The organism is Bacillus sp. SD127 (genome assembly GCF_058566445.1).
This window is the reverse complement of record NZ_CP191226.1, coordinates 3,907,441-3,929,787: the sequence shown is the minus strand read 5'-3', so window position 1 is coordinate 3,929,787 and position 22,347 is coordinate 3,907,441. Positions and strand designations below refer to the sequence as shown.

General features: G+C 46.5%; 17 protein-coding genes. 9 read left to right on the top strand and 8 right to left on the bottom strand.

The genetic code is table 11. The annotated features are described in order from the left end of the window. Positions 1–251: 251 nt before the first annotated feature. Positions 252–812: a shikimate kinase gene (locus ACQVGS_RS20335; RefSeq protein WP_127696038.1), complete on the top strand. Its 561-nt coding sequence runs from the start codon at positions 252–254 to the stop codon at positions 810–812. Between the two features lie 26 nt (positions 813–838). Here the strand turns inward: ACQVGS_RS20335 and ACQVGS_RS20330 are convergent, their stop codons facing one another. Further along, the gene (locus ACQVGS_RS20330; protein ID WP_127696036.1) at positions 839–1,600 is read right to left on the bottom strand and encodes a class I SAM-dependent methyltransferase; all 762 of its coding nucleotides are present in this window, start codon (positions 1,598–1,600) and stop codon (positions 839–841) included. Positions 1,601–1,715: 115 nt separating this feature from the next. Here ACQVGS_RS20330 and ACQVGS_RS20325 point away from each other — a divergent pair, with 115 nt between their 5' ends. The 7 genes from ACQVGS_RS20325 to putR all read left to right on the top strand — a co-directional run bounded on the left by ACQVGS_RS20325 (position 1,716) and on the right by putR (position 10,242). Then, a complete protein-coding gene (locus ACQVGS_RS20325) occupies positions 1,716–2,666 on the top strand; it encodes a LysR family transcriptional regulator (RefSeq protein WP_151174740.1) in 951 nt (316 codons plus the stop codon). A gap of 156 nt (positions 2,667–2,822) precedes the next feature. After that, the gene (gene cah, locus ACQVGS_RS20320) at positions 2,823–3,779 is read left to right on the top strand and encodes a cephalosporin C deacetylase (protein ID WP_188323510.1); all 957 of its coding nucleotides are present in this window, start codon (positions 2,823–2,825) and stop codon (positions 3,777–3,779) included. A gap of 81 nt (positions 3,780–3,860) precedes the next feature. Further along, positions 3,861–4,643: a nucleotidyltransferase domain-containing protein gene (locus ACQVGS_RS20315; RefSeq protein WP_024120156.1), complete on the top strand. Its 783-nt coding sequence runs from the start codon at positions 3,861–3,863 to the stop codon at positions 4,641–4,643. Positions 4,644–4,831: 188 nt separating this feature from the next. Further along, entirely contained in the window at positions 4,832–5,743 is a 912-nt protein-coding gene (putB, locus tag ACQVGS_RS20310; RefSeq protein ID WP_081638229.1) for a proline dehydrogenase PutB, read from the top strand. A gap of 16 nt (positions 5,744–5,759) precedes the next feature. After that, the gene (gene pruA / locus ACQVGS_RS20305; protein WP_044161972.1) at positions 5,760–7,307 is read left to right on the top strand and encodes an L-glutamate gamma-semialdehyde dehydrogenase; all 1,548 of its coding nucleotides are present in this window, start codon (positions 5,760–5,762) and stop codon (positions 7,305–7,307) included. 124 nt (positions 7,308–7,431) lie between these two features. Continuing rightward, positions 7,432–8,853 (top strand): sodium/proline symporter PutP, encoded by a 1,422-nt coding sequence (gene putP, locus ACQVGS_RS20300; RefSeq protein WP_262927563.1) that lies wholly within the window; start codon positions 7,432–7,434, stop codon positions 8,851–8,853. Positions 8,854–9,006: 153 nt separating this feature from the next. Beyond that, positions 9,007–10,242, top strand: coding sequence for a proline utilization transcriptional regulator PutR (gene putR, locus ACQVGS_RS20295; protein WP_010332961.1), 1,236 nt, complete (start codon positions 9,007–9,009; stop codon positions 10,240–10,242). Positions 10,243–10,279: 37 nt separating this feature from the next. Here the strand turns inward: putR and ACQVGS_RS20290 are convergent, their stop codons facing one another. Further along, entirely contained in the window at positions 10,280–11,131 is an 852-nt protein-coding gene (locus ACQVGS_RS20290) for a TIGR03943 family putative permease subunit (protein WP_185848309.1), read from the bottom strand. A gap of 4 nt (positions 11,132–11,135) precedes the next feature. Then, positions 11,136–12,020: a permease gene (locus ACQVGS_RS20285; protein ID WP_400152737.1), complete on the bottom strand. Its 885-nt coding sequence runs from the start codon at positions 12,018–12,020 to the stop codon at positions 11,136–11,138. A 286-nt stretch (positions 12,021–12,306) separates the two neighbouring features. Here ACQVGS_RS20285 and ACQVGS_RS20280 point away from each other — a divergent pair, with 286 nt between their 5' ends. Then, positions 12,307–13,317: an NAD(P)/FAD-dependent oxidoreductase gene (locus tag ACQVGS_RS20280; RefSeq protein ID WP_188323514.1), complete on the top strand. Its 1,011-nt coding sequence runs from the start codon at positions 12,307–12,309 to the stop codon at positions 13,315–13,317. 29 nt (positions 13,318–13,346) lie between these two features. Here ACQVGS_RS20280 and cobA read toward each other — a convergent pair whose 3' ends face one another. The 5 genes from cobA to nirB form a co-directional block, all read right to left on the bottom strand. Then, a complete protein-coding gene (gene cobA / locus ACQVGS_RS20275) occupies positions 13,347–14,798 on the bottom strand; it encodes a uroporphyrinogen-III C-methyltransferase (RefSeq protein WP_400152736.1) in 1,452 nt (483 codons plus the stop codon). Positions 14,799–14,857: 59 nt separating this feature from the next. After that, positions 14,858–15,178, bottom strand: coding sequence for a nitrite reductase small subunit NirD (gene nirD, locus ACQVGS_RS20270; protein ID WP_024120163.1), 321 nt, complete (start codon positions 15,176–15,178; stop codon positions 14,858–14,860). Between the two features lie 31 nt (positions 15,179–15,209). After that, positions 15,210–17,627 carry an NADPH-nitrite reductase gene (nasD, locus tag ACQVGS_RS20265; protein WP_127696024.1) on the bottom strand — a complete coding sequence of 806 codons (2,418 nt, stop codon included), beginning with the start codon at positions 17,625–17,627 and terminating at the stop codon, positions 15,210–15,212. Between the two features lie 120 nt (positions 17,628–17,747). Further along, positions 17,748–19,880 (bottom strand): assimilatory nitrate reductase catalytic subunit NasC, encoded by a 2,133-nt coding sequence (gene nasC, locus ACQVGS_RS20260; RefSeq protein ID WP_127696022.1) that lies wholly within the window; start codon positions 19,878–19,880, stop codon positions 17,748–17,750. Positions 19,881–19,886: 6 nt separating this feature from the next. Beyond that, a complete protein-coding gene (nirB, locus tag ACQVGS_RS20255) occupies positions 19,887–22,205 on the bottom strand; it encodes a nitrite reductase large subunit NirB (protein WP_127696020.1) in 2,319 nt (772 codons plus the stop codon). Positions 22,206–22,347 lie beyond the last annotated feature (142 nt).

The window sequence follows — 22,347 nt, the reverse complement described above, 5'->3', positions numbered from 1 at the left end:
TGTACAATGAATGTCATCCGGACAAGAAGGTTATTGAACGCAAAAAAGAAACGGAGCCGACTGCTCAAAAACGACGTTTCGTCATGTTACATCTTTTATTCTGCATCACGGAGGCCATTGCGTTTTCTTATGTTTTATTGTAGGAAAGCTTAATGAAATAGAGGACGCCTGAGCCGGTATCTATATAAATATTCGCAAAATCAGCATATAATGAAGATAAACTTTCATTCCTTAGGAGGATTTCGCCGAAGATGAACGCTAAACGAGCCATCCCAGTAAGAGAAAGAAATATCGTCCTGATTGGATTCATGGGTGTAGGAAAAACGACAATCGGCCAATTGGTCGCTAAGAAATTATATAGAGATTTTATCGATATTGACCAAGAAATCGAAAAGGATTTCAACATGTCGATCCCTGAGATGTTTGAAAAAAAAGGTGAGGACTTTTTCCGGAAAACAGAAAAAGAATATATCCTGAATCTATGCCACCATACAAGATTTAAAATTGTCTCACTTGGCGGAGGCTCTTTTAAACAAGAGGAAATCAGAAAATGCTGTCTCGAACATTGTCTGGTGCTTCACCTCGATCTGTCTTGGGAGAACTGGAAGCAGCGCGCGAATTTGCTGATCGAAAGCCGCCCGGTGCTGCATAACCGGTCAATGGATGAAATGGAGCAGCTGTTTAACGAAAGAAAAGTCATCTATGACAAGCACAATTCAAAAGTGGAAACAGACAACCTTGCTCCTGAAGAGATTGCAGATTACATTGTGGAGACGTTAAAAATCGGTTGGGATCTTTATCAGCCAATGTAAAAGCCGTGCGGTATGCACGGCTTTTTTTATCGCTTCACGCCTTGGATCAATATCGCTTTTAAGCAAAAGGATTCAGGCTTTCCGTTTTGATTCAATTCGAGGCAAAAGGTGTCACGGGCTTCGTCAGACGCGTTGTTCAAATGGCTGATGATACGCTGTTCCCGATCGGCGGGGGTTCCGCCTCGTTTGATCCAGCTGTTGTATTCAATCGGCAAATTCCACTTTTGGATTTCTTCATAGCCGAGCTGGTTGGCCGTAAACATTGACTGCCATTCCGATAATGAACTTTCGCGTACGTGAGAAGGATCTCTGAGCCGGTTCAAATGATTGACAAACTCATCAAGATCAGGAGCTTCAGGCGCGTAGTGATCGACCAGGAAAAACCGTCCGTTCTTTTTCATCACGCGTGCAACTTCACTGACGGCTTGATGAACATTGGAAAAGTGGTGAGCCGCATATCGGCAGGTGATGACATCAAATGAATCGTCAGGGAAAGGAAGCTCCTCTGCCGTTCCTTTCTGAAAGTGTACATTGAAAGCGCCTTTTTCTTCCGCAAAAGATAAAGCAACGTCAACCATTTCTTGCGTCGCATCAATGCCGATGCATTCTTGGACGTAAGGGGAAAAAGCCAGCGCTGTATGGCCCGCTCCCGCTCCGACATCAAGCACTCGCTGCTCTGCACGGCATTCCGCAGTTTTGATCAGCATCGCTAAATCTTCACCCTCAGCAAATACCTTCTCATCACGGTACATCTCAGCATTTTTCGAAAACGGAGTTTCATTTGGCAAGTGAACCAGCTCCTTCATTTTTGGTGGTGATATGGATTATGTTAGCAATGTCTGTTATGATTCGTCCAAGATATAAAAATGATGAATTCGATAGTTTCAACCTATGGAGGCTGAAATGGATATTAAAGTGATGGAATATGCTGCGGAAATTGCCCGCCGACAGAGCTTTACAAAAGCGGCGAAGCACCTTCATATCGCCCAGCCTTCTCTCAGCCAGCAAATCAAAAAGCTGGAGATGGAACTTGGGCTTACTCTTTTTCACAGGTCACACGGCTCTGTTACGCTGACACCGCACGGCCGCCGTTTTATTGAAAAGGCTGAGGACATCATTCGATCAAGGGATGACTTGCTGCGGGAGATGCAGGAGCGTTCTCAAGGACTGGGACACAAGCTTTCGATCGGGATTCCGGCTGTAACAGGGAGATATATTTTTCCTCCGCTGCTGAAGCAGTTTTTGGCGCGTTATCCCCATATGGAGGTTCAGCTTATCGAAAAAGACCCAGCTGCCTTAGAGGAGATGACGGCAAAGGGTGAGGTTGATCTTTCTGTTTTATCCTTGCCGATCGAGGATGAGAGACTCTCCATCGAACCCTTGCTGACGGAGCCGATCGTTCTTGCCGTACCAAAGGAAAAACAAAGGTGGATGCCGCCCGACATGACTGCACTGATTGATAAAGCGCTGGAAGGAGAGGGGAGCCGGCCGCCGTGCGTGCCGCTTGAGATGGCAAAGCACGTTCCTTTTATTTTGCTGAAGGAGGGCTACGGTTTTCGCCGGACGGTACTTGACCTATGTGCGGAAAGCGGCTTTAAGCCACACGCGACGTTTAAAACGAGCCACATCGAAACCGCGCAATCCCTTGTGGCAAACGGTTTGGGGGTAACACTGGCGCCAAATATGGTCAAAAGAGACAAAGACCCGGGTGTCATCTATTTATCTCTTCAATCCGCGCCTTCACGCACTCTGGTTTTTGTATTTTTAAAGAACCGCTATGTCAGTCTGACCGCTCAGGCCTTTATGGAACTGAGCCGGGAATCGGTTAAACAAACGTTTGATCAAGAAGAGTGAATTGGTGTTCAAGGATAGAAGGATATACATCACAAGATCAAATGCACGTCGAGGGATTGAATCAGAAAACAGATGTTAAAAAATTTAGAAAATAGATTCAAAACGTGATAGTATAGAATAAACTAAATCTTATTAAACAAAGGAGAATAATCGGAAATGCAACTATTCGATATGCCGCTCGACCAATTGCAAACGTATAAGCCTGACAAAACTGCCCAAAAAGATTTTTCTGAGTTTTGGAAATCCTCTTTGAATGAGCTTGCCAAAGTTCCAGCAGTTCCTGACTTACAGCCGGTTGATTATCCTGCTGACGGGGTAAAGGTATACCGCCTCACATATAAAAGTTTTGGAAATGCCAGCATTGCCGGATGGTATGCGGTGCCTGACAAAGAAGGCCCGCATCCGGCGATCGTGAAATATCACGGCTACAATGCAAGCTATGACGGAGACATTCATGAAATGGTCAATTGGGCGCTGCACGGATACGCTGCGTTCGGCATGCTTGTCCGCGGCCAGCAGGGCAGCGAGGATACCAGTATTTCTCCGCACGGACACGCATTGGGCTGGATGACGAAAGGAATTCTTGATAAAGATACATACTACTACCGGGGAGTTTATTTGGACGCCGTCCGCGCTCTTGAAGTCATCAGCAGCTTTGATGAAGTCGACGAAACGAGAATCGGCGTGACGGGCGGAAGCCAGGGCGGAGGCTTAACCATTGCGGCCGCGGCTCTGTCAGATATTCCGAAAGCCGCTGTTGCTGATTATCCTTATTTAAGCAATTTCGATCGGGCCATCGATGTGGCGCTTGAACAGCCGTATCTCGAAATCAATTCCTTCTTCAGAAGAAATGGCAGCCCGGAAACAGAAGAGCGGGCCATGAATACACTAACGTATTTCGATATTATGAATCTGGCTGACAGGGTGAAGGTGCCTGTACTGATGTCGATCGGGCTGATTGACAAGATTACGCCGCCTTCTACTGTGTTTGCGGCATATAACCATCTGGAGACAGAAAAAGAGCTGAAGGTGTACCGCTACTTTGGGCATGAGTATATCCCTGCCTTTCAAACGGAAAAGCTTGCCTTCTTTAAGCAGCATCTTAAAGGCTGACAGACGTGAAGAGCCGCCGCATCATCGGGCGGTTTTTTTCTGCAGACAGCCGGAATGAGAAAAGACGGGAGACGAATATATATGAAACAAAGAATCATTGATGAACTAAAACGAATTGAGCAAGAGTACAGCGTTAAAATCGTGTATGCCGTTGAATCAGGGAGCCGTGCTTGGGGATTCCCGTCGCAAGACAGCGATTATGATGTCCGCTTTATTTATGTGCCGAAGAAGGAATGGTATTTTTCAATCGAGCAGGAGAGGGATGTCATTGAAGAGCCGATCCACGATTTGTTGGACATCAGCGGCTGGGAACTGAGAAAAACGCTGCGTCTATTCAAAAAATCAAACCCTCCGCTGCTTGAGTGGCTGTCCTCAGACATTGTGTATTACGAAGCCTTTACGACCGCAGAGCAGCTGAGAAAGCTGCGAAGCACAGCGTTTAAGCCTGAAGCCAGTGTGTATCACTATATCAATATGGCAAAAAGAAACGTCAAGGATTACCTGCAAGGGCAAGAGGTGAAAATCAAAAAGTATTTTTACGTGCTGCGGCCGATACTGGCGTGTAAGTGGATTGAAAAGCACGGAACCATTCCGCCGATGGATTTTACTGTTTTGATGAATGAATTGATTACGGAACCCGAACTGAGAGCAGAGATGGAAACCTTGCTTGAGCGCAAAAGAAAAGGTGAAGAACTGGATCTAGAAGCAAGAATTCATGTGATTCACCAATTCATTGAAACGGAGATTGAAAGGATTATGGAAGCGGCGAAAACGCTGAAAATCATCAAAAAAGATATCACGCCTGAGCTGAATCGTTTGCTTTTGAATACTGTTGAAGAAGTGTGGAATGATGGAGGAAGCTGATGTTTCATGTCGCTTCCTCTCTCCATATTTCGACAGGAAGTCCCCCGACTTTCTAACTATCTGATTGTGAGAAACCCACAAAAATAATCAGAATCTTTGTATTTTGAGAATATTGTGAACGGTGGTTTTGTCCATTTACAATAAACTCATACAAATACTTCTTAGATTGCGGGGTGTTGAGATTGGAAGTGATCACAAGAGATTTTTTCTTATTTTTATCCAAAAGCGGCTTTCTCAATAAGATGGCGAGAAACTGGGGAAGCCGGGTGGCAGCGGGTAAAATTATCGGCGGGAATGATTTTAACAGTTCAATCCCGACAATTCGACAGCTTAACAGCCAAGGCTTGTCAGTTACTGTCGATCATTTAGGCGAGTTTGTGAACAGCGCCGAGGTCGCAAGGGAACGCACGGAAGAATGCATCCAAACCATTGAGACCATTGCGGATCAGCAGCTGAACTCACACGTTTCTTTAAAGATGACGTCTTTAGGTCTCGATATAGATATGGATCTGGTGTATGAAAATATGACGAAAATCGTCCAGACGGCCGAGAAGCATAAAGTCATGGTCACCATAGACATGGAAGACGAGGTCAGATGCCAGAAAACGCTTGATATATTCAAGGATTTCAGAAGGAAATACGAGTATGTAAGCACGGTGTTGCAGGCCTATCTGTACCGGACGGAAAACGATATTGACGATTTGGATTCTTTGAAACCGTTCCTTCGTCTTGTAAAAGGAGCATATAAGGAATCAGAAAAAGTGGCTTTTCCGGAAAAAAGCGATGTCGATGAGAACTACAAAAAAATCATCCGAAAGCAGCTCTTAAATGGTCACTACACAGCGATTGCGACACATGACGATAAAATGATCGATTATACAAAGCAGCTTGCCAGGGAAAACGGCATTTCCAATGACATGTTTGAATTCCAGATGCTGTACGGCATGCGGTCGCAAACCCAGCTCAGCCTCGTAAAAGAAGGTTATAACATGAGAGTCTACCTGCCTTACGGAGAGGATTGGTACGGCTACTTTATGAGACGCCTGGCAGAACGTCCGTCAAACATTGCATTTGCTTTCAAAGGAATGACGAAGAAGTAAAAAAGGAGAGATTACAATGACAACACCTTACAAACATGAACCATTCACAAATTTCCAAGACCAAAACAACGTAGAAGCGTTTAAAAAAGCGCTTGCGACAGTAAACGAATATTTAGGAAAAGACTATCCTCTTGTCATCAACGGTGAAAGAGTGGAAACAGAAGCGAAGATCGTTTCAATTAACCCGGCTAATAAAGAAGAGGTAGTCGGCAGAGTCTCAAAAGCTTCTCAAGAGCACGCTGAGCAAGCAATTGAAGCTGCGGCTAAAGCCTTTGAAGAGTGGAGATACACGTCTCCGGAAGAAAGAGCGGCTGTCCTGTTCCGCGCGGCTGCCAAAGTCCGCAACAGAAAGCATGAATTCTCCGCTTTGCTCGTAAAAGAAGCAGGGAAGCCTTGGAACGAGGCAGATGCCGATACGGCTGAAGCGATTGACTTCATGGAATATTATGCACGCCAAATGATTGAACTGGCAAAAGGAAAACCGGTCAACAGCCGTGAAGGCGAGAAAAACCAATATGTATACACGCCGACTGGCGTAACAGTCGTTATTCCGCCTTGGAACTTCTTGTTCGCGATTATGGCGGGAACAACAGTAGCACCGATCGTTACCGGTAACACAGTTGTTCTTAAACCTGCGAGCGCAACGCCTGTCATTGCTGCGAAATTCGTTGAGGTTCTTGAAGAATCCGGTCTGCCAAAAGGCGTTGTCAACTTTGTTCCTGGAAGCGGAGCGGAAGTCGGTGACTACCTTGTTGATCATCCAAAAACAAGCCTTATCACGTTTACAGGATCAAGAGAAGTCGGTACGAGAATCTTCGAACGTGCGGCAAAAGTTCAGCCAGGCCAGCAGCACTTAAAACGTGTTATCGCTGAAATGGGCGGTAAGGATACAGTTGTAGTGGATGAGGATGCGGACATTGAATTGGCGGCTCAATCCATCTTTACATCTGCATTCGGCTTTGCGGGCCAAAAATGTTCTGCGGGTTCACGTGCTGTTGTCCATGAAAAAGTGTATGACCAAGTATTAGAGCGCGTTATTGAAATTACAGAATCTAAAGTAACGGCAAGCCCTGACAGCGCAGATGTTTACATGGGACCTGTCATTGACCAGGGTTCTTATGATAAAATTATGAGTTATATTGAGATTGGAAAAGAGGAAGGCCGATTAGTAAGCGGCGGCACTGGTGATGATTCAAAAGGATTCTTCATCAAACCGACGATCTTCGCTGACCTTGAACCGAAAGCAAGACTCATGCAGGAAGAAATTTTCGGGCCTGTTGTCGCTTTCTCTAAAGTATCAAGCTTTGATGAAGCATTAGAAGTGGCCAACAATACTGAGTACGGTTTAACGGGAGCGGTGATCACAAACAACCGCAAGCACATTGAGCGTGCAAAACAAGAATTCCATGTTGGAAATCTGTACTTTAACCGTAACTGTACAGGAGCCATCGTCGGCTACCATCCGTTCGGCGGCTTCAAAATGTCCGGCACAGATTCAAAAGCCGGCGGTCCTGATTACCTGGCACTGCACATGCAGGCAAAAACAATCAGTGAAATGTTCTAAAGCGGGACTAAATGGGCATCCTCCCTGCGGGGGTGTCCATTTCATCCATATACTATAAAAAAGAGGAGGAAGTGCCATAGAAAACACACAGCTGATTATTTCAATTTGTATTTATATGGCAGGGATGCTGCTGATCGGCTACTTTGCCTACAAACGTACGTCAAACCTGACGGATTACATGCTGGGAGGACGTTCCTTAGGTCCGGCTGTAACCGCTCTCAGTGCGGGAGCTGCCGATATGAGCGGCTGGCTGCTGATGGGGCTTCCGGGCGCCATGTTTACAACTGGACTAAGCGGCGTTTGGATTGTGTTCGGGCTTTGCCTTGGGGCATGGGCAAACTGGCTCTACGTCGCGCCGCGGCTGAGAACATATACAGAAAAAGCGGGGAATTCGATTACGATTCCCGGATTCCTTGAAAATCGTTTCGGAGATCAAACAAAGCTCCTCAGACTGTTTTCAGGAATTGTCATTTTAGTCTTTTTCACATTTTATGTATCGTCCGGAATGGTGTCCGGCGGCGTCTTATTCAACAGCATCTTGGGGATGAATTATCACACCGGCTTGTGGATTGTGACTGGTGTTGTTGTCGCGTACACCCTGTTTGGGGGCTTTCTGGCTGTAAGCTGGACAGATTTTGTTCAGGGGATCATTATGTTTGCAGCACTTATTCTCGTTCCTATCGTTACGTTTTTCCACACCGGGGGAATAGGTGAAACAACTGCTGAGATCCGCTCTGTGGACCCTGATATGTTTAATATTTTTAAAGGAACCAGTGTTCTTGGCATCATTTCATTGTTTGCCTGGGGCTTGGGCTACTTCGGCCAGCCGCATATCATTGTGCGCTTTATGGCGATTACGTCTGTCAAAGAGATAAAAAGAGCGCGCAGAATCGGAATGGGATGGATGATTCTTTCGGCAGCCGGCGCAGTGCTGACAGGTTTGGGCGGAATCGCTTATTACCATCAGCGGGGCATGACATTGAAGGACCCGGAGACGATTTTTATTCAATTAGGAAACATTTTGTTCCACCCAATTATCACAGGTTTTCTGATTTCTGCGATTTTAGCGGCCATCATGAGTACGATTTCTTCCCAGCTGCTTGTCACATCAAGCTCTTTAGTAGAGGATTTGTATAAGTCGATGTTCCGGCGCTCAGCTTCTGATAAAGAACTGGTGTTTTTAGGGCGTCTGGCTGTGCTGGCTGTTTCAATTGTCGCGTTAGTTATGGCATGGGAGAAAAACAATACCATCCTTGGATTGGTCAGCTACGCGTGGGCGGGCTTCGGTGCATCTTTTGGACCGGTTGTACTGCTCAGTTTATTTTGGAAACGAATGACCAAATGGGGGGCACTCGCCGGCATGATTGTAGGGGCAGCGACTGTAATCATTTGGGCGAATGCCGGTCTTTCGGGCTTTCTGTATGAAATCATACCTGGTTTTGCTGCGAGTCTATTATCTGTCTATATCGTCAGCGTATTGACGCAGGCTCCGTCACAAGATGTGACAGACCAGTTTAAAGACTACCAAGATACGATGTCACAATAAAGATCGAAAGGAGGAGGAAGGGGATATCCCTTTTTCCTCTTTTCTCCTTTTAAGACCGCTGTTTTTTCTTTTGGAAACAAACGTATTTTTTTCTATACAAAAAGACCCCGTATGGATATGATTAAAGTAAAAAAAGTATAGGAGAAAAAAGGTATGGAAGAGCTTTTAGAGAGAGTTTTTTCATTTTCAGATGTTGATAAGCTGATTGACTTTATCAGCTATGAACTGCAAAAACCAGTGATACTGGAAAGCGCGGATTTCTTTTTGTTAGCCTACAATTCTTACTATATTAACCATTTTGATTCTGCGAACCAGCAGACTATTTTTTCAAAAAAGTGTCCGGTTCAGATTTTTGAGAGGTTTTTGAAGGACGGGATCATTGAAAAGCTGAAAACAGAACCTGAGCCTTTTCGCGTCAATAAAATTGAGAGCATTGGGTTAAATCAGAGAGTAGTCGTGAGTGCGAAGCATAAAGGGGAAGTCATGGGCTACATCTGGATTCAGGAACTGGATCGTGATCTGACAGACGAAGAGCTCGATTTTTTGTACGAGACCTCCTTCCATGTCGGAAAAATTATTTATAAAGCGAACAAACTGAAACAGGAAAAGGAAGAAAGAGCTGAGGACCTCATCAAACGGGCTATCTATCAGCAATTTATTTCTGAAAAGGAGCTCAGGCGCGAAGCTGAGAGAATCAACACCGTGCTGCCTTCTGTGTTTTCAGTTGTCATCCTGCACGCCGCGAATGGGGATGGGGAAGCGGTGGAAGATTTAAAGGAAAATATCAGGTCTTACCTGAATTTGCGGGATAAAGTCAGTCATGTCTTAACGATAGAATCCAATATTGTCATCGTCGTAGCGAGTTTTTCCCAAAAAAGCTCCGCCTCCTCAGCAGCTGCTGAATTCATTAACAAGCTGTTAACACATTTTCACTTTCAAAAAATTCCTACCCCTATCTATATCGGTATCGGAAACGAATATGACCACATCTTAAAACTTGGCAAAAGTTATACAGAAGCATTGGAAGTCATTAAAGCCGCAGAAATAACCGGCAACCAGGAAAACATTCCATATGAATATGAGAAGCTCGGTATTTATCGTTATTTAGAAAGCATTGAACAGAAAAATGACTTTTTGGAATACGAGAATAAGGATTTGGCTTTACTAAAAGCGAAAGACCAAGAAAGCAGCACCGAGCTGCTGAAAACGCTGGAAATCTATCTCCTCAACAATTGCAAAACAAAACCAGCCGCAGAACAGCTGTTTATTCACCAAAACACATTAAATTACCGCATCAAGCAGATTCTTGAGATGACATCCATCGATTTAAGCGACTTCAGAACGCGATGCCAGCTCTATCTTGATTTGATGCTGATGAAAAAGAAATAAAAAAAGAAACCAGTACTTGTACTGGTTTCGTCTTCAATTAAAATCCTCTGTAAACATACGGATCATCAGGTTTTTTAATGGTGTTCCAGTCCGTCACTTTCACGACAGGGAGGGTGGATTTGAATGGCTGATAGTACTCTGAGGACAAAGTGCCTTTGATATGAATCCATTCATCATCCTTAATATCCATGTCCTTCGGAAATTCCACAAGCATCCCGTAAACGCCGGAATCAGCGATACAGTGAATAATGCCAAACCGCAATACGAAGAGCTGGTTTTTGTTAATCGCGTTTCCTTTATACGCAAATCCATGAAATTCAATCGTACGGCCGAGAAATTCACCCGGATAGTTATAAATGGTTTCCATACCCTTTAAGAAATCATCATCGGTCAGAGAAATCTCTTTTTTACCAGAATATTTTTTATACAGCTGTTTCATCTGCTTGTCATAGCTGTCTTGCGCATAATAAAGGCTGGCATCAGGCCGTAGATACTGGGTTTGGGAGTAGTGATCTCCGCTTTCCATGGCCTTAAACGAGAATCCTTTCGTTTTGACGATGGATGAGTCAAGCGTCGCAATCGGAAAAAAGATGCCTGACACCAAAGGGAAAATAAAAACAAGATAAATAAAATACCGCTGATAAAATGGTTTGTTTTGTTCATGGTCATGATCATGGCCGCAGCCGCAATCATCGTCATGATGATGCCCGCCTTTTTCAGGCGATTTGATAAATAAATACGCTTGAACAGCTGTCAAAATGGCCAGCAGGAAGATCGCAATAAAGGAAAGATAGGCATATTTCATATTGATATATTTTGTTAGATTTCCTGAGGTGTGCAGATGATAAAAGAAAAACGTAAATCCCATCAGCACCAATAGACGAAACATCCAATCACCCCTTTACCAGTAGTGATCCCGCTAAGACGATCACGACAATATACGTAATCAGCAGGAAAACAAATCGTTTTTTGAAGGCCGCGAGCATCATCAAGAGATTCTTAATATCAACCATCGCACCGAAGACGAGAAAGGCGATGAGCGAGCCTAAAGAAAATGTGCTGCTGAAGGAAGACGCAATAAATGCATCCACTTCTGAACAAAGCGACAAGACAAACGCCAGGCTCATCATCACGAGGGAAGATGATACATCATTCTGTCCGATCGCAAGCAGAGTGGATGTTTTGACGTACGTCTGCATCGCAGCTGCGATAAAGGCGCCGATGATTAAATATTTCCCCACGGAGAAAAATTCATCAATGGCGTGACGCAAGGTCCCTCCCAGCTTTTGCAGCAGGGTGTGGTGAAGATGATGGCGATGCCCGGGTTCATCAGGCTTTAAAAGCTGGTTATCCTTAAATTGATAGGATAAGATGATGCCGATGATCACCGAAACGGCGAGCGCCAGTCCGCCCCGGTAAAAGACAACGCTCCATCTATTCCCGAACGCAATATACGTAGAAAACAAAACAATGGGATTGATGATAGGAGCAGTCAGCATAAAAGCAACGCCTGCATGAAGAGGAACCCCTTTTAGCAGAAGCCGCCTCGTAATCGGGATAATGCCGCATTCGCAGGCGGGAAATAAGATGCCGGCAAGCGCACCAAATAAGACTGCGAGAAACCGGTTTTTCGGCATGATCCTTGCAATCATTTCTTCAGAAACAAACATTTGAATGATTCCGGACAAAATGACGCCAATCAGAATAAACGGAATGGCTTCTATTAAAATACTGATAAAAATAGAATTCAGCTGAAGAAAAGACGATTGTGCTGTCACAATAAAACCTCCGCTCATGGTAAGCTGCCTCTGATTATATCACGAAAAAAGGCACTGATTGTTTGACGGAAGAGGAGGAAGGATCGTTTCACCTTGTTTAGGATTCTAAGAAATCCAGTGGTGAACTGCGGCACCTTTGCGGCAAACATCATGCGCGGGAATTATTATTCAGGGCCGACGAAATGGTTGAACACAGGCTATTAAAATATGATATACTTTGTATTGATATTCATTCTCAATTAAATGATATAACGTTAATGATAGATTGGAACGGGAGGCAGGACGGATGGCTGAAAATCATGAGGTGTATGACGTCACGATTATAGGCGGGGGACCGATCGGGCTGTTTACGGCTTTTTACTGCGGCATGCGGGAGCTGAAAACGAAAGTGATCGAGTTTTTGCCGCGGCTCGGGGGCAAGGTGTCTTTATTTTTCCCTGAGAAAATCATTCGCGATATTGGCGGGATACCGGGGATTGCCGGGGAGCAGCTGATCGAACAGCTGAAGGAGCAGGCGGCGACGTTTGACCCTGATATTGTGCTGAATCAGCGAGTGACCGGATTTGAGCGTCTGGATGACGGAACCATGGTGCTGACTAGCTCTGAGGGGGAGAAGCACTATACAAGAACCGTTATTTTGGCTGTCGGAATGGGCACGCTGGAGGTCAATGAGTTTGACAGCCAGGATGCAAGCCGATATGCAGGAAAAAATCTTCATTATAAAGTGGAAAAGCTTGATGCGTTTAGAGGCAAACGGGTCGTAATTTCTGGCGGGGGAGATACTGCGGTCGATTGGGCTAATGAGCTGGAACCGATTGCGGCGTCTGTTACTGTCGTGCACCGCAGGGAGGAATTCGGCGGACTGGAAAGCAGCGTGACAAAAATGAAGCAGTCATCTGTGCGGGTGCTTACTCCTTATCGGCTGGAACATCTCAGCGGCACTGAAGAACGCATCGAAAGCGTCGCCGTTTGTCATGCTGAGTCTGGACATACCGAGGAAATCGAGCTTGATGAGCTCATTATTAATCACGGGTTTAAAATTGATCTCGGCCCGATGAAGGATTGGGGTCTCGAGATTGAAGAAGGCCGGATTAAAGCTGACAGACATATGCGGACGAATCTTCCGGGCGTGTTTGTTGCGGGGGACGCGGCTTATTATGAAAGCAAGCTCAGATTGATTGCCGGCGGCTTTACGGAAGGCCCGACTGCCGTCAACAGTGCGAAATCTTATCTGGACCCTCAGGCAGAAAATATGGCGATGTATTCCACCCACCACAAAAAATTGGTTCATAAATAAAAAAAGCCCTTTGGAAAAGGGCTGTATCATCAGCTGTGGAGGAGCTTTTTCTCCACTTGCTCATTTTGTATAAACGCAAATAATTGCTCTTGGTCTTGTACGGCAGTAAACCCGTATGCAGCGGCGGGCGCGCCATCGCCTACACAGATGACAGGGGGGCGGCTTGCTGACGGTTCTGGTGAAATGCCGATTTCTTCTCCTGCGCTGATCAATTGCTGAGCGGACTGCTTGCCGGGGCAAATGATCATGTTCAGAGGAGACTCACTGATCGTCCGTTCGGTCATTCTGGTGAATCGCTCATCTATGACGTTTTCATGGGTGATATAGCACAAACAGGCCTCTGATTTCTGCATTTCTTCTACTGAATGACGGCTGCCGACAATCAGCTTTTTAGGTGAATTGTGATGGTGCTCGGATATGATGAAGCCGCGTTTTATAAGCTCTGCCTTTCCTGCTTCTGACGCTGCACTCAGGCGTGCGGTCAGCTGGCGAATGTCGATTCGTTTGGACGCGAGCGCTTCAAAAAATTCGCAAACCGCACGGCGTGATGTGAAGAAAATATCCTCAAAGGTGCTGATCTGTCCTAGAATATCCTCGTTGGCAGGCATTTTTTCAGTCCGCCATTTCGGCCATTCGATGACATCGGCACCATAATCGCGCAGCTTGTCTGCCAGCGTATGCTCATCTTCGCCATGAGTGACTATCATCATATGCTGCCCGATGAATGGTTTGCTTTCAAACCAGCTGTGTGTTTGAACGTTTACAATATCACCGATGACGATAATGGCGGGATTTGTGATTTGCTGTTCCTGTATTTTTTGATGGATATCCTGCAGCGTTCCTTTTACGCTCCGCTGGCGGCCCCACGTTCCCCATTGAATCACGATGACAGGGACAGAAGGAGATTTTCCGTACGCGATGAGCTGCTGGCAAATAAATGGAAGGTTTTTGACACCCATGTAAAACACAAGCGTTTGAACGCTTCGGGCAAGCCCTTCCCAGTCAAGGTTCGGCGTTCCTTTTAAGGATTTATCATGTGCGGTAATCATGGCGAAAGACGAAGCGAAATCCCGATGCGTGACGGGGATTCCCGCATACAGCGGCGCTGCGATTCCCGAGGTGATGCCCGGCACCATTTCATAGCGGATGCCATGCTGGTGGAGAGCGTCTGCTTCCTCGCCGACTCTGCCAAACACGCTGGGATCTCCGCCCTTTAAACGGACAACAGTTAATCCCTCCGACGCTTTTTCAATCAGCAGGGCATTGATCTCTGCTTGTTTCATAAAATGGCGGTCCGGCAGTTTTCCGCAATAAATGAACTGGCAGTCTGGTGATGCGTATTCGAGCAGCTTTGGATTTGCGAGCCGGTCATACAAAATGACATCCGCTACCTCCAGCGCCTGTTTTCCTTTTATGGTGATGAGCCCTGGATCCCCAGGTCCGGCGCCCACAAAATATACGATTCCGTTTTTCATGATCATGTCATCCTTCCGTCACTGTAAAAAATGAAGGATCACTTTGAAAGTGATCCGGTCTTTGATCAATATACGAGATAAACGTATTCTCCTTCGATCAGCGTTTCGTATGTTTTGACACAGCCGTGATCCGGCTCTTGAACGATTCCGTCTTCCAAGGAGATTTTCCAGTCGTGCATCGGACAGAAGACATATTCGCCGCTGACGATACCTTCTGCAAGGACGCCGCCCTTATGGGGACAGCGGTTTTCAATGGCGCGGATGCTCCCGTTTGAAAGCTTAAAGACCGCAAGCTCCTTATCTTCAATATACACTGTTTTTCCTAATTGTTCAGGCAATTCTTCGATTTTTCCGATACATACTTTTGTGACGTCTTTGTTCACCATGTCCATTCCTCCTCAATGTTTGTTTCTGTCATTATGATGTGGTCACGACATTTTCAAATAATTCTTTAGAGGTTTGTTTATCTTCCAGGAAGTCCTTCCACGGATCTTTGCGGACAGAGAGCGTTTCATTCATTCGGTCGTTCAGCTCCTGCCGTTTTTCCGGATCGTTTAAAATATCTTGGACATGGGATAAACCGACGCGCTCTAGCCATGCGGACGTGCGTTCTAAGTAGTTTGCCGTTTCCCGGTAGTATTGAAGATAAGCGCCTGCGTATTCCAAGACTTCTTCATTTGTTTTCACCTTCATCAGCAAGTCGCCGGCACGCAGATGGGTTCCGCCGTTTCCGCCGACGTAAAGCTCCCAGCCTCCGTCGATGCCGACAACGCCAAGATCTTTAATGCCGGACTCTGCACAGTTTCGCGGGCAGGCAGATACGGCCATTTTCACTTTATGAGGCGTGTTGAGTCCTTCAAATTTTTTCTCAAGGTCGATGCCTAAGGCCATGGAGTCTTGTGTGCCGAAGCGGCAGAATTGTTCGCCTACACATGTTTTTACCGTGCGGAGTGTTTTTCCGTACGCGTAGCCTGACGGCATATCAAGATCGGCCCATACCTTTGGCAGGTCTTCTTTTTTCACGCCGATCAAGTCAATTCGCTGGCCGCCTGTCATTTTGACGAGCGGGATCTCGTATTTGTCGACGACATCAGCGATTTTGCGAAGATCTTGAGAGTTGGTTACACCGCCGTACATCCGCGGTACGACAGAGTAGGTTCCGTCTTTTTGAATATTGGCGTGCATCCGTTCATTAACAAAGCGGGATGTTCTGTCATCCTCATATTTGGACGGATTGATCATGCCTAAGTAGTAGTTCAGAGCCGGACGGCATTTGGAACAGCCTTCTGGCGTTTTCCAGCCGAGCACGTTCATGACTTCTCTTGTATGTGACAGCCCTTTGGCTTTGATTTCTTCGACTACCTCGTCTCTCGACAATGAGGTACAGCCGCAAATCGCTTCTTTTTGGGCTGATGCGTCAAAGTCTGATCCCAGCGTATACTGAAGGATGTCTTCTACGAGCGGCTTACAGCCTCCGCATGAGCGGGACGCGCCGGTGCATGCTTTGATTTCATCTGTTGATGAACAGCCCTGTTCCTGGATGGCCTGAATAATTGCTCCTTTTGACACGCCGTTACAGCCGCAGATGATTTCATCATTGCTCATGGCAGCGGTCAGACTTGTGCCGGCTTCTTGGTTGAGAGGCTGTAAAATTGAGATTTTAGAGGTTTCAGAGATATCTGCTTCTTTTTGAATCATCGAAAACAGGCGGTTGCCCTCACTGCTGTCGCCGAATAAAACGGCTCCGACAATCTGATTGCCTCGCAGCACGACTTTTTTATAAATGCCATCCTGTTCATCAAAAACCTTAATCGCTTTTTTCTCGTCTGATTCGTTAAAGTCACCGGCAGAAAAGACCTCGACTCCTGATACTTTCAGTTGAGTGGAGAGAACGGAGCCTTCATAAGGTTTCGTTTCAACACCGCAGATATGTTTAGCGAGCACTTTCGCCTGTTCATAGAGCGGCGCCACGAGTCCGTATGCGATTCCTCGGTGCTCGGCGCATTCACCGACCGCATAAACGTGCGGGATTTCGGTTTGCATATAATCGTTGACAATGATGCCGCGGTTGACTGGAATTCCGCTTTCGGCCCCAAGCGCTGTATTCGGACGGATGCCGACGGCCATGACGACTAAATCGGCTTCAACACTTGTGCCGTCTTTGAATCTGACGCCCTCGACCCGGTCATCTCCGAGAATTTCTTCTGTTTGCTTTTCAAGCAGAAAGGTCATTCCTTGTTTTTCTAATTCGTTTTGCAGCAGGCGTCCGGCCGTTGCGTCAAGCTGGCGTTCCATCAGGAAGGGAGCGAGATGGATAACGGAGACTTCCATACCGAGATTCAGCAAACCGCGCGCAGCTTCTAAGCCAAGCAAGCCTCCGCCAATGACGGCTGCTTTTTTATATTGTTTTGACGCGGCGAGCATCGTGTCTGTGTCTTTTATGTCCCGGAAAGCTGTGACGCCTTTTTTGTCTGCACCTGGAATCGGCAGGATAAAAGGGACAGAACCCGTAGCCAGGATCAGTTCATCATAAGGCTGTATTCTGTCTGCATCGGTGATGACGGTTTTGTTTTCGGTGTCCACTTTAATAACTGTTTCATTGGTATACAATTGTATATTGTTTTCTTCGTACCAGTTCCAATCGTTTAACGTAATATCTTTGATATCTGTATCGCCTTGCAGCACTTTTGACAAAAGGATTCGGTTGTAGTTGGGATGCGGTTCGGAACCAAAAATTGTGATTTGAAATTCGTCTTTTGAAACATTCAGTATCTCTTCAATCGCCCTTACCCCGGCCATTCCATTACCAACAAGAACTAGCTGTTTTTTTCCCATCAGATGATCCGCTCCTTATCAATGTTTTTTTCAGCGTAGCACAGCAAAAAGAAATATTTAAGATGCATGTTATAAAATGTAACAAAAAATACGAAAATTTCTAAAAATTTTATGAAAATTTTAAATAGGTCTGACTCGGACGGCGCATACCTTAAAACCGGGCATTTTACACGCTGGATCTAGGCTGTCGCCAATCAAATCATTTACGTTTTGGGCATCCGCCCAGTGGATGGGAACAAATACTGTGTCTTTTCTGATGTGTTCTGACCATTTGCTGCGGACGGTGATGCTTCCGCGAGGAGATTCGATGTTCACGAGAACGCGGTCTTCGATATTGTAGGCTGCTGCTGTTTTCGGATGGATTTCCATAAATGATTCAAAATGTCTTGCGGCCAAAGAGGCGCTTTTTCTCGTTTGGACACCTGTTAAATAATGAGACATGACCCTTCCGGTCGTTAAAAACAACGGATATTCGGCGGTCGGCTTATCTTTTGGAACAACGGGTTCGTTTGGGATCACACTTAATGCCGCTTTTTGATCCGGATGTGCAAATGAGTCCTCAAATAAGCGCCCGGTTCCGGGATGATCAGGCTCCGGACACGGCCAGTGAATCCCGCCTTCTTGTCTGAGCCTGTCATATGTGATGCCGGAATAATCGGCGATTCCGCCGCGGCTCGCTTCTCTCAATTCGTTAAAGATATCCTCCGCAGACGTGTAGGAAAAATAACGGCCTTTTCCGAGAACGGACGCGATTTCGCAAATGATCTGCCAATCATGCTTTGCTTCTCCCGGGCAGGGGCGGCTCGCTTCCCTCAATGTCACGCGGCCTTCGACATTTGTCATCGTGCCTTCGTCTTCTAAGTAAGAGGATGCGGGCAAAATGACATCAGCGAATTTCGCAGTTTCAGATAGAAACAAGTCGATCGCAACAAAGAATGTCAGTTTCGACAGCGCCTGTTTGACAAGGTTGGCATTTGGGCTGGAGACTGCTGGATTGGAACACATTAGAAACAGCCCTTTAATGTCTCCATCGTTGATTTTTTCCATCATTTCATAGGCTGAGACGCCTTTTCGCGGGAGCTCATCCGGATCGACTCCCCACACTTTTGCAATATAAGCCCGATGTTCTTCGTTTTCGATGGAACGGTAGCCGGGAAGCTGATCTGCTTTTTGGCCATGCTCTCGGGCGCCTTGCCCATTGCCCTGTCCGGTGATCGCTCCGTAGCCCGAGTAAGGCTTGCCGATTTTTCCTGTGATCAGCACCACATTTAAGAAGCCTTTCACAGCTGCGGTTCCGTCGGTTTGCTGTTCAATGCCGCGGGCTGTAAACAGCATGCCGGACGTTTCCTTGGCAAACTTCATAGCGGCCTTTCGTATTTGCTCTAAAGGAACACTTGTCTGCTCGGCGATGTCTTCCAGATTTAAAGCGCCGGTATGCTGTTTGAGCTCATCAAATCCGTTTGTGCGCGTGCGAATGAAGTCTTCGTTTATCAGCTGTTCGTCTATGATGATTTTGACTAAACCGTTGGCAAGGGCTGCGTCTGTTCCGGGTTTGATTTTCAGATGAAGGTCGGCTATTTTGGTCGTCGCTGTTTCCCGGGGGTCAATGGCAATGAGATAAGCACCGTTTTCTTTCGCTTGTTCAAAATACGGCATGATGGTCGGCTGGCATTCCGCGATATTGGTGCCGGCCAAAATGATCACTCGGGTGTGGGGGATTTCCGCTAAGGGATTCGTCAAGCCTCTGTCTGCTCCGAATGTTTGGTTGGCTCCGGTTGCTGAGGCGGACATACAGAGCCGGCCGTTGTAATCGATGTATTTTGTCTGTAAGCCGACTCGTGCGAACTTTCCTAACAGATAAGCCTCTTCATTCGTAATCGAGGCGCTTCCGTAGACAGCCATCGCATCATGACCGTGTTTGTCTTGGATCAGGGTGACTTGCTCTTTTATATAGTTCAGCGCTTCAGCCCAGGAAACAGGCACAAACTCACCGTTTTTTTTGAGCAGCGGCCGGGTGATGCGGGAGGAGTGCAGGGCATGCTGGTGGGCGTTCATCCCTTTCATGCATAAACGGCCTTGTGTCGTGGGATTGTCGATGCCGATGGCTGTATACTTTTTCCGTGTGACGACGGTTTGTTCCACAAGCTGCATTTTGCATTGCATGCTGCAAAACGGACATTGGGTGTCGTATGTTTTTTCTGATTGGACGTCTTGCTGTTTTTCGCGGAAATATCTAAGCAGTCGTTCAGTCAAAATGCCTCATCCTTTCTTAAGTGCGCCAGCCTGTATAGGCTGATCTTGTATCAATGACAGGTCAGTTTGAAGGTTTTCCAGCAGCTGCGTACGCAAATCCTGTTCAAATAATACCTCTCTGATATGAATGATGCCGAGGCGGTCAATCCACTGATGAACCGCTTCCGCGTAGTGAGCCGTTTCGCGATAATATTGAAGAAGGCCTTTCATCATAATGGCAGTATTTTCTTCGCTATCCGTCACACAAAACAGCATTCCGGCACGGGCATGCGCTCCCCGGATGCCGCCAGTGTAAATGTCCCAGCCCTCTTGTGTTCGAATGGCGCCGATATCCTGTATAGCTGCGGCGGTGCAGTCTTTTTCACACGACAAGCTGATGGATATGTGATCAGGCATGGAAAGCACGTCAGTATGTCTTTCGATGTGGCTTGCCAGCTTTTGAATAGAGCGATCATCCCCGCACGTACATGCTATGACACTTTGCAGCGAGCGGCGGTGCTGATGAGTGAAAACTGGCATGTGCAGTTCTTTTCTGATGTTTGCAAGGTCATTCGGCCGGATTCCGGAAAGCTTCAGCCTCTGGCCGTGAGTTATTGAAACATTGGGGATGCCGTATGTCTCGATGATGTTTGCGATGTTTCTGAGTTCCTTTGCATTTGTCAGCCCGCCGTACATTTGCGGAATGAGGGTGCATGTATCCTTGGGCGATGTTTCAGGAGACTGGATATACCCAGGCTGCAACAATTCCATGTAATAGTGAAGCGCCGGAACACAAACGCGGCAGCCGTTTTTCGTTTTCCAGCCAAGCTGATTCATTGCCTCAGCAGGATCGGGGAAATGACATCGGTGCAGTTCGGCGATGACTTCATCTTCCGTCAAATCAGTGCAGCCGCAAAACGAAGGCTGGCCGGCTGGTTCTGTATATTCGCTGCTTTCCATGTATTTCAGAAGGTCTTCAACGAGCGGCTTGCAGCCTCCGCAAGAGCCGGATGCTTTTGTGCACTGCTTAACTTCTTCGACCGTTGTTAAGCCTTTCGTGTGCACCGCTTCTTCAATCAAACCTTTTGTCACCGAGTTGCATTGGCAAATGGGTTCAGCGGAAGGCATAGATGCAAATGAAATGCCGCTTTGATCCGGTTCGATCAGCTGCTTTTTGACAATGGAAATGTCTCTTTGTTTAAGCAGGCTGTCGAGAAGCCGCTGTTTATCACATGTGTCTCCGAATAAAATTACACCAGCCAGTTTGTCGTTCTCAAAGAGGACTTTTTTGTAGCAGCCGGCATGTTCATCATGAAGCTTAATGCTCGTCGTGCCTGCGTCTTCGTGCACCTTTCCTGCCGACCACACATCAATTCCCGCTATTTTTAAGGCTGCAGATTGGGCAGAGCCACGATATCCTTCACATGGAGCGCCGCAGATGTGTTGTGCGAGGACTTTTCCTTGTTCATAAAGAGGCGCGACCAATCCGTATACCATTCCGTTGTGCTCGGCGCATTCCCCGACGGCATACACATTCGGTTTGCTCGTCTGCATGAATTGATTGACGATGAAGCCGCGGTTTGCGGCGATTCCTGCTGATGCAGCCAATTGGATATTGGGTCTTACACCAGCCGCCATCACAATCAAGTCTGCTTTTATCGAAGAGCCGTCGCTAAACCGGATACCATCTGCCCGTGGGCCTCCTGTAATGGTTGCTGTGTCTTTCTCTAAAAGAAAGGTTAAGCCTTTTCGTTCAAGCTCAGACTGAAGCAGACGAGACGCTGTTTGATCGAGCTGTTTTTGCATAATGCTGGGAGAGTGGTGAATGACGCTGACATCCATGCCCAAATGCCGCAGGCCTACAGCCGCCTCAAGGCCTAATAAGCCGGCGCCGATGACCGCTGCTTTTTGATAACGTTCCGCCATGCTGATAAAAGCTTGGCAGTCTTCTATTGTCCGAAAGCCGTAAACACCTTCTTTGTCTGTCCCGGGTATGGGGAGTATATGAGGGGAGGAGCCTGTTGCCAGAATCAATTTGTCGTAGGACAGGCTGCGTTTTTGATCTGTGATGACTTGCTGCAAGTCTGTGTTGATTTGAACGACTGTTTCTCCTGTGTAAAGTGTTATGCCTTGCTTGGCGTACCATTCACTACTGTTCAGCACAATGTCATTGAGCGATGCCTCCCCCTGTAAAACGGAGGATAAGAGAATGCGATTATAGTTGGGATGCGGTTCGCTGCCGAAAATGACAATCTCAAACATGTCACGATGAAGCTTTAATATTTCTTCAATACAGCGAATTCCGGCCATTCCGTTCCCTGCTACAATTAATCTTTGTTTCTTCATTTGCCAGACCTCCTTTGCCTCAGCTTGTAAGTTTTTCTCCTATCAAAAATTATGGCACAATGCTCAGTTAACGCATTAAACGTGTCACATTAGCTTACACATGTCTTTTCCGAAAAAATAAGGTCATATATTCTTGATTCAG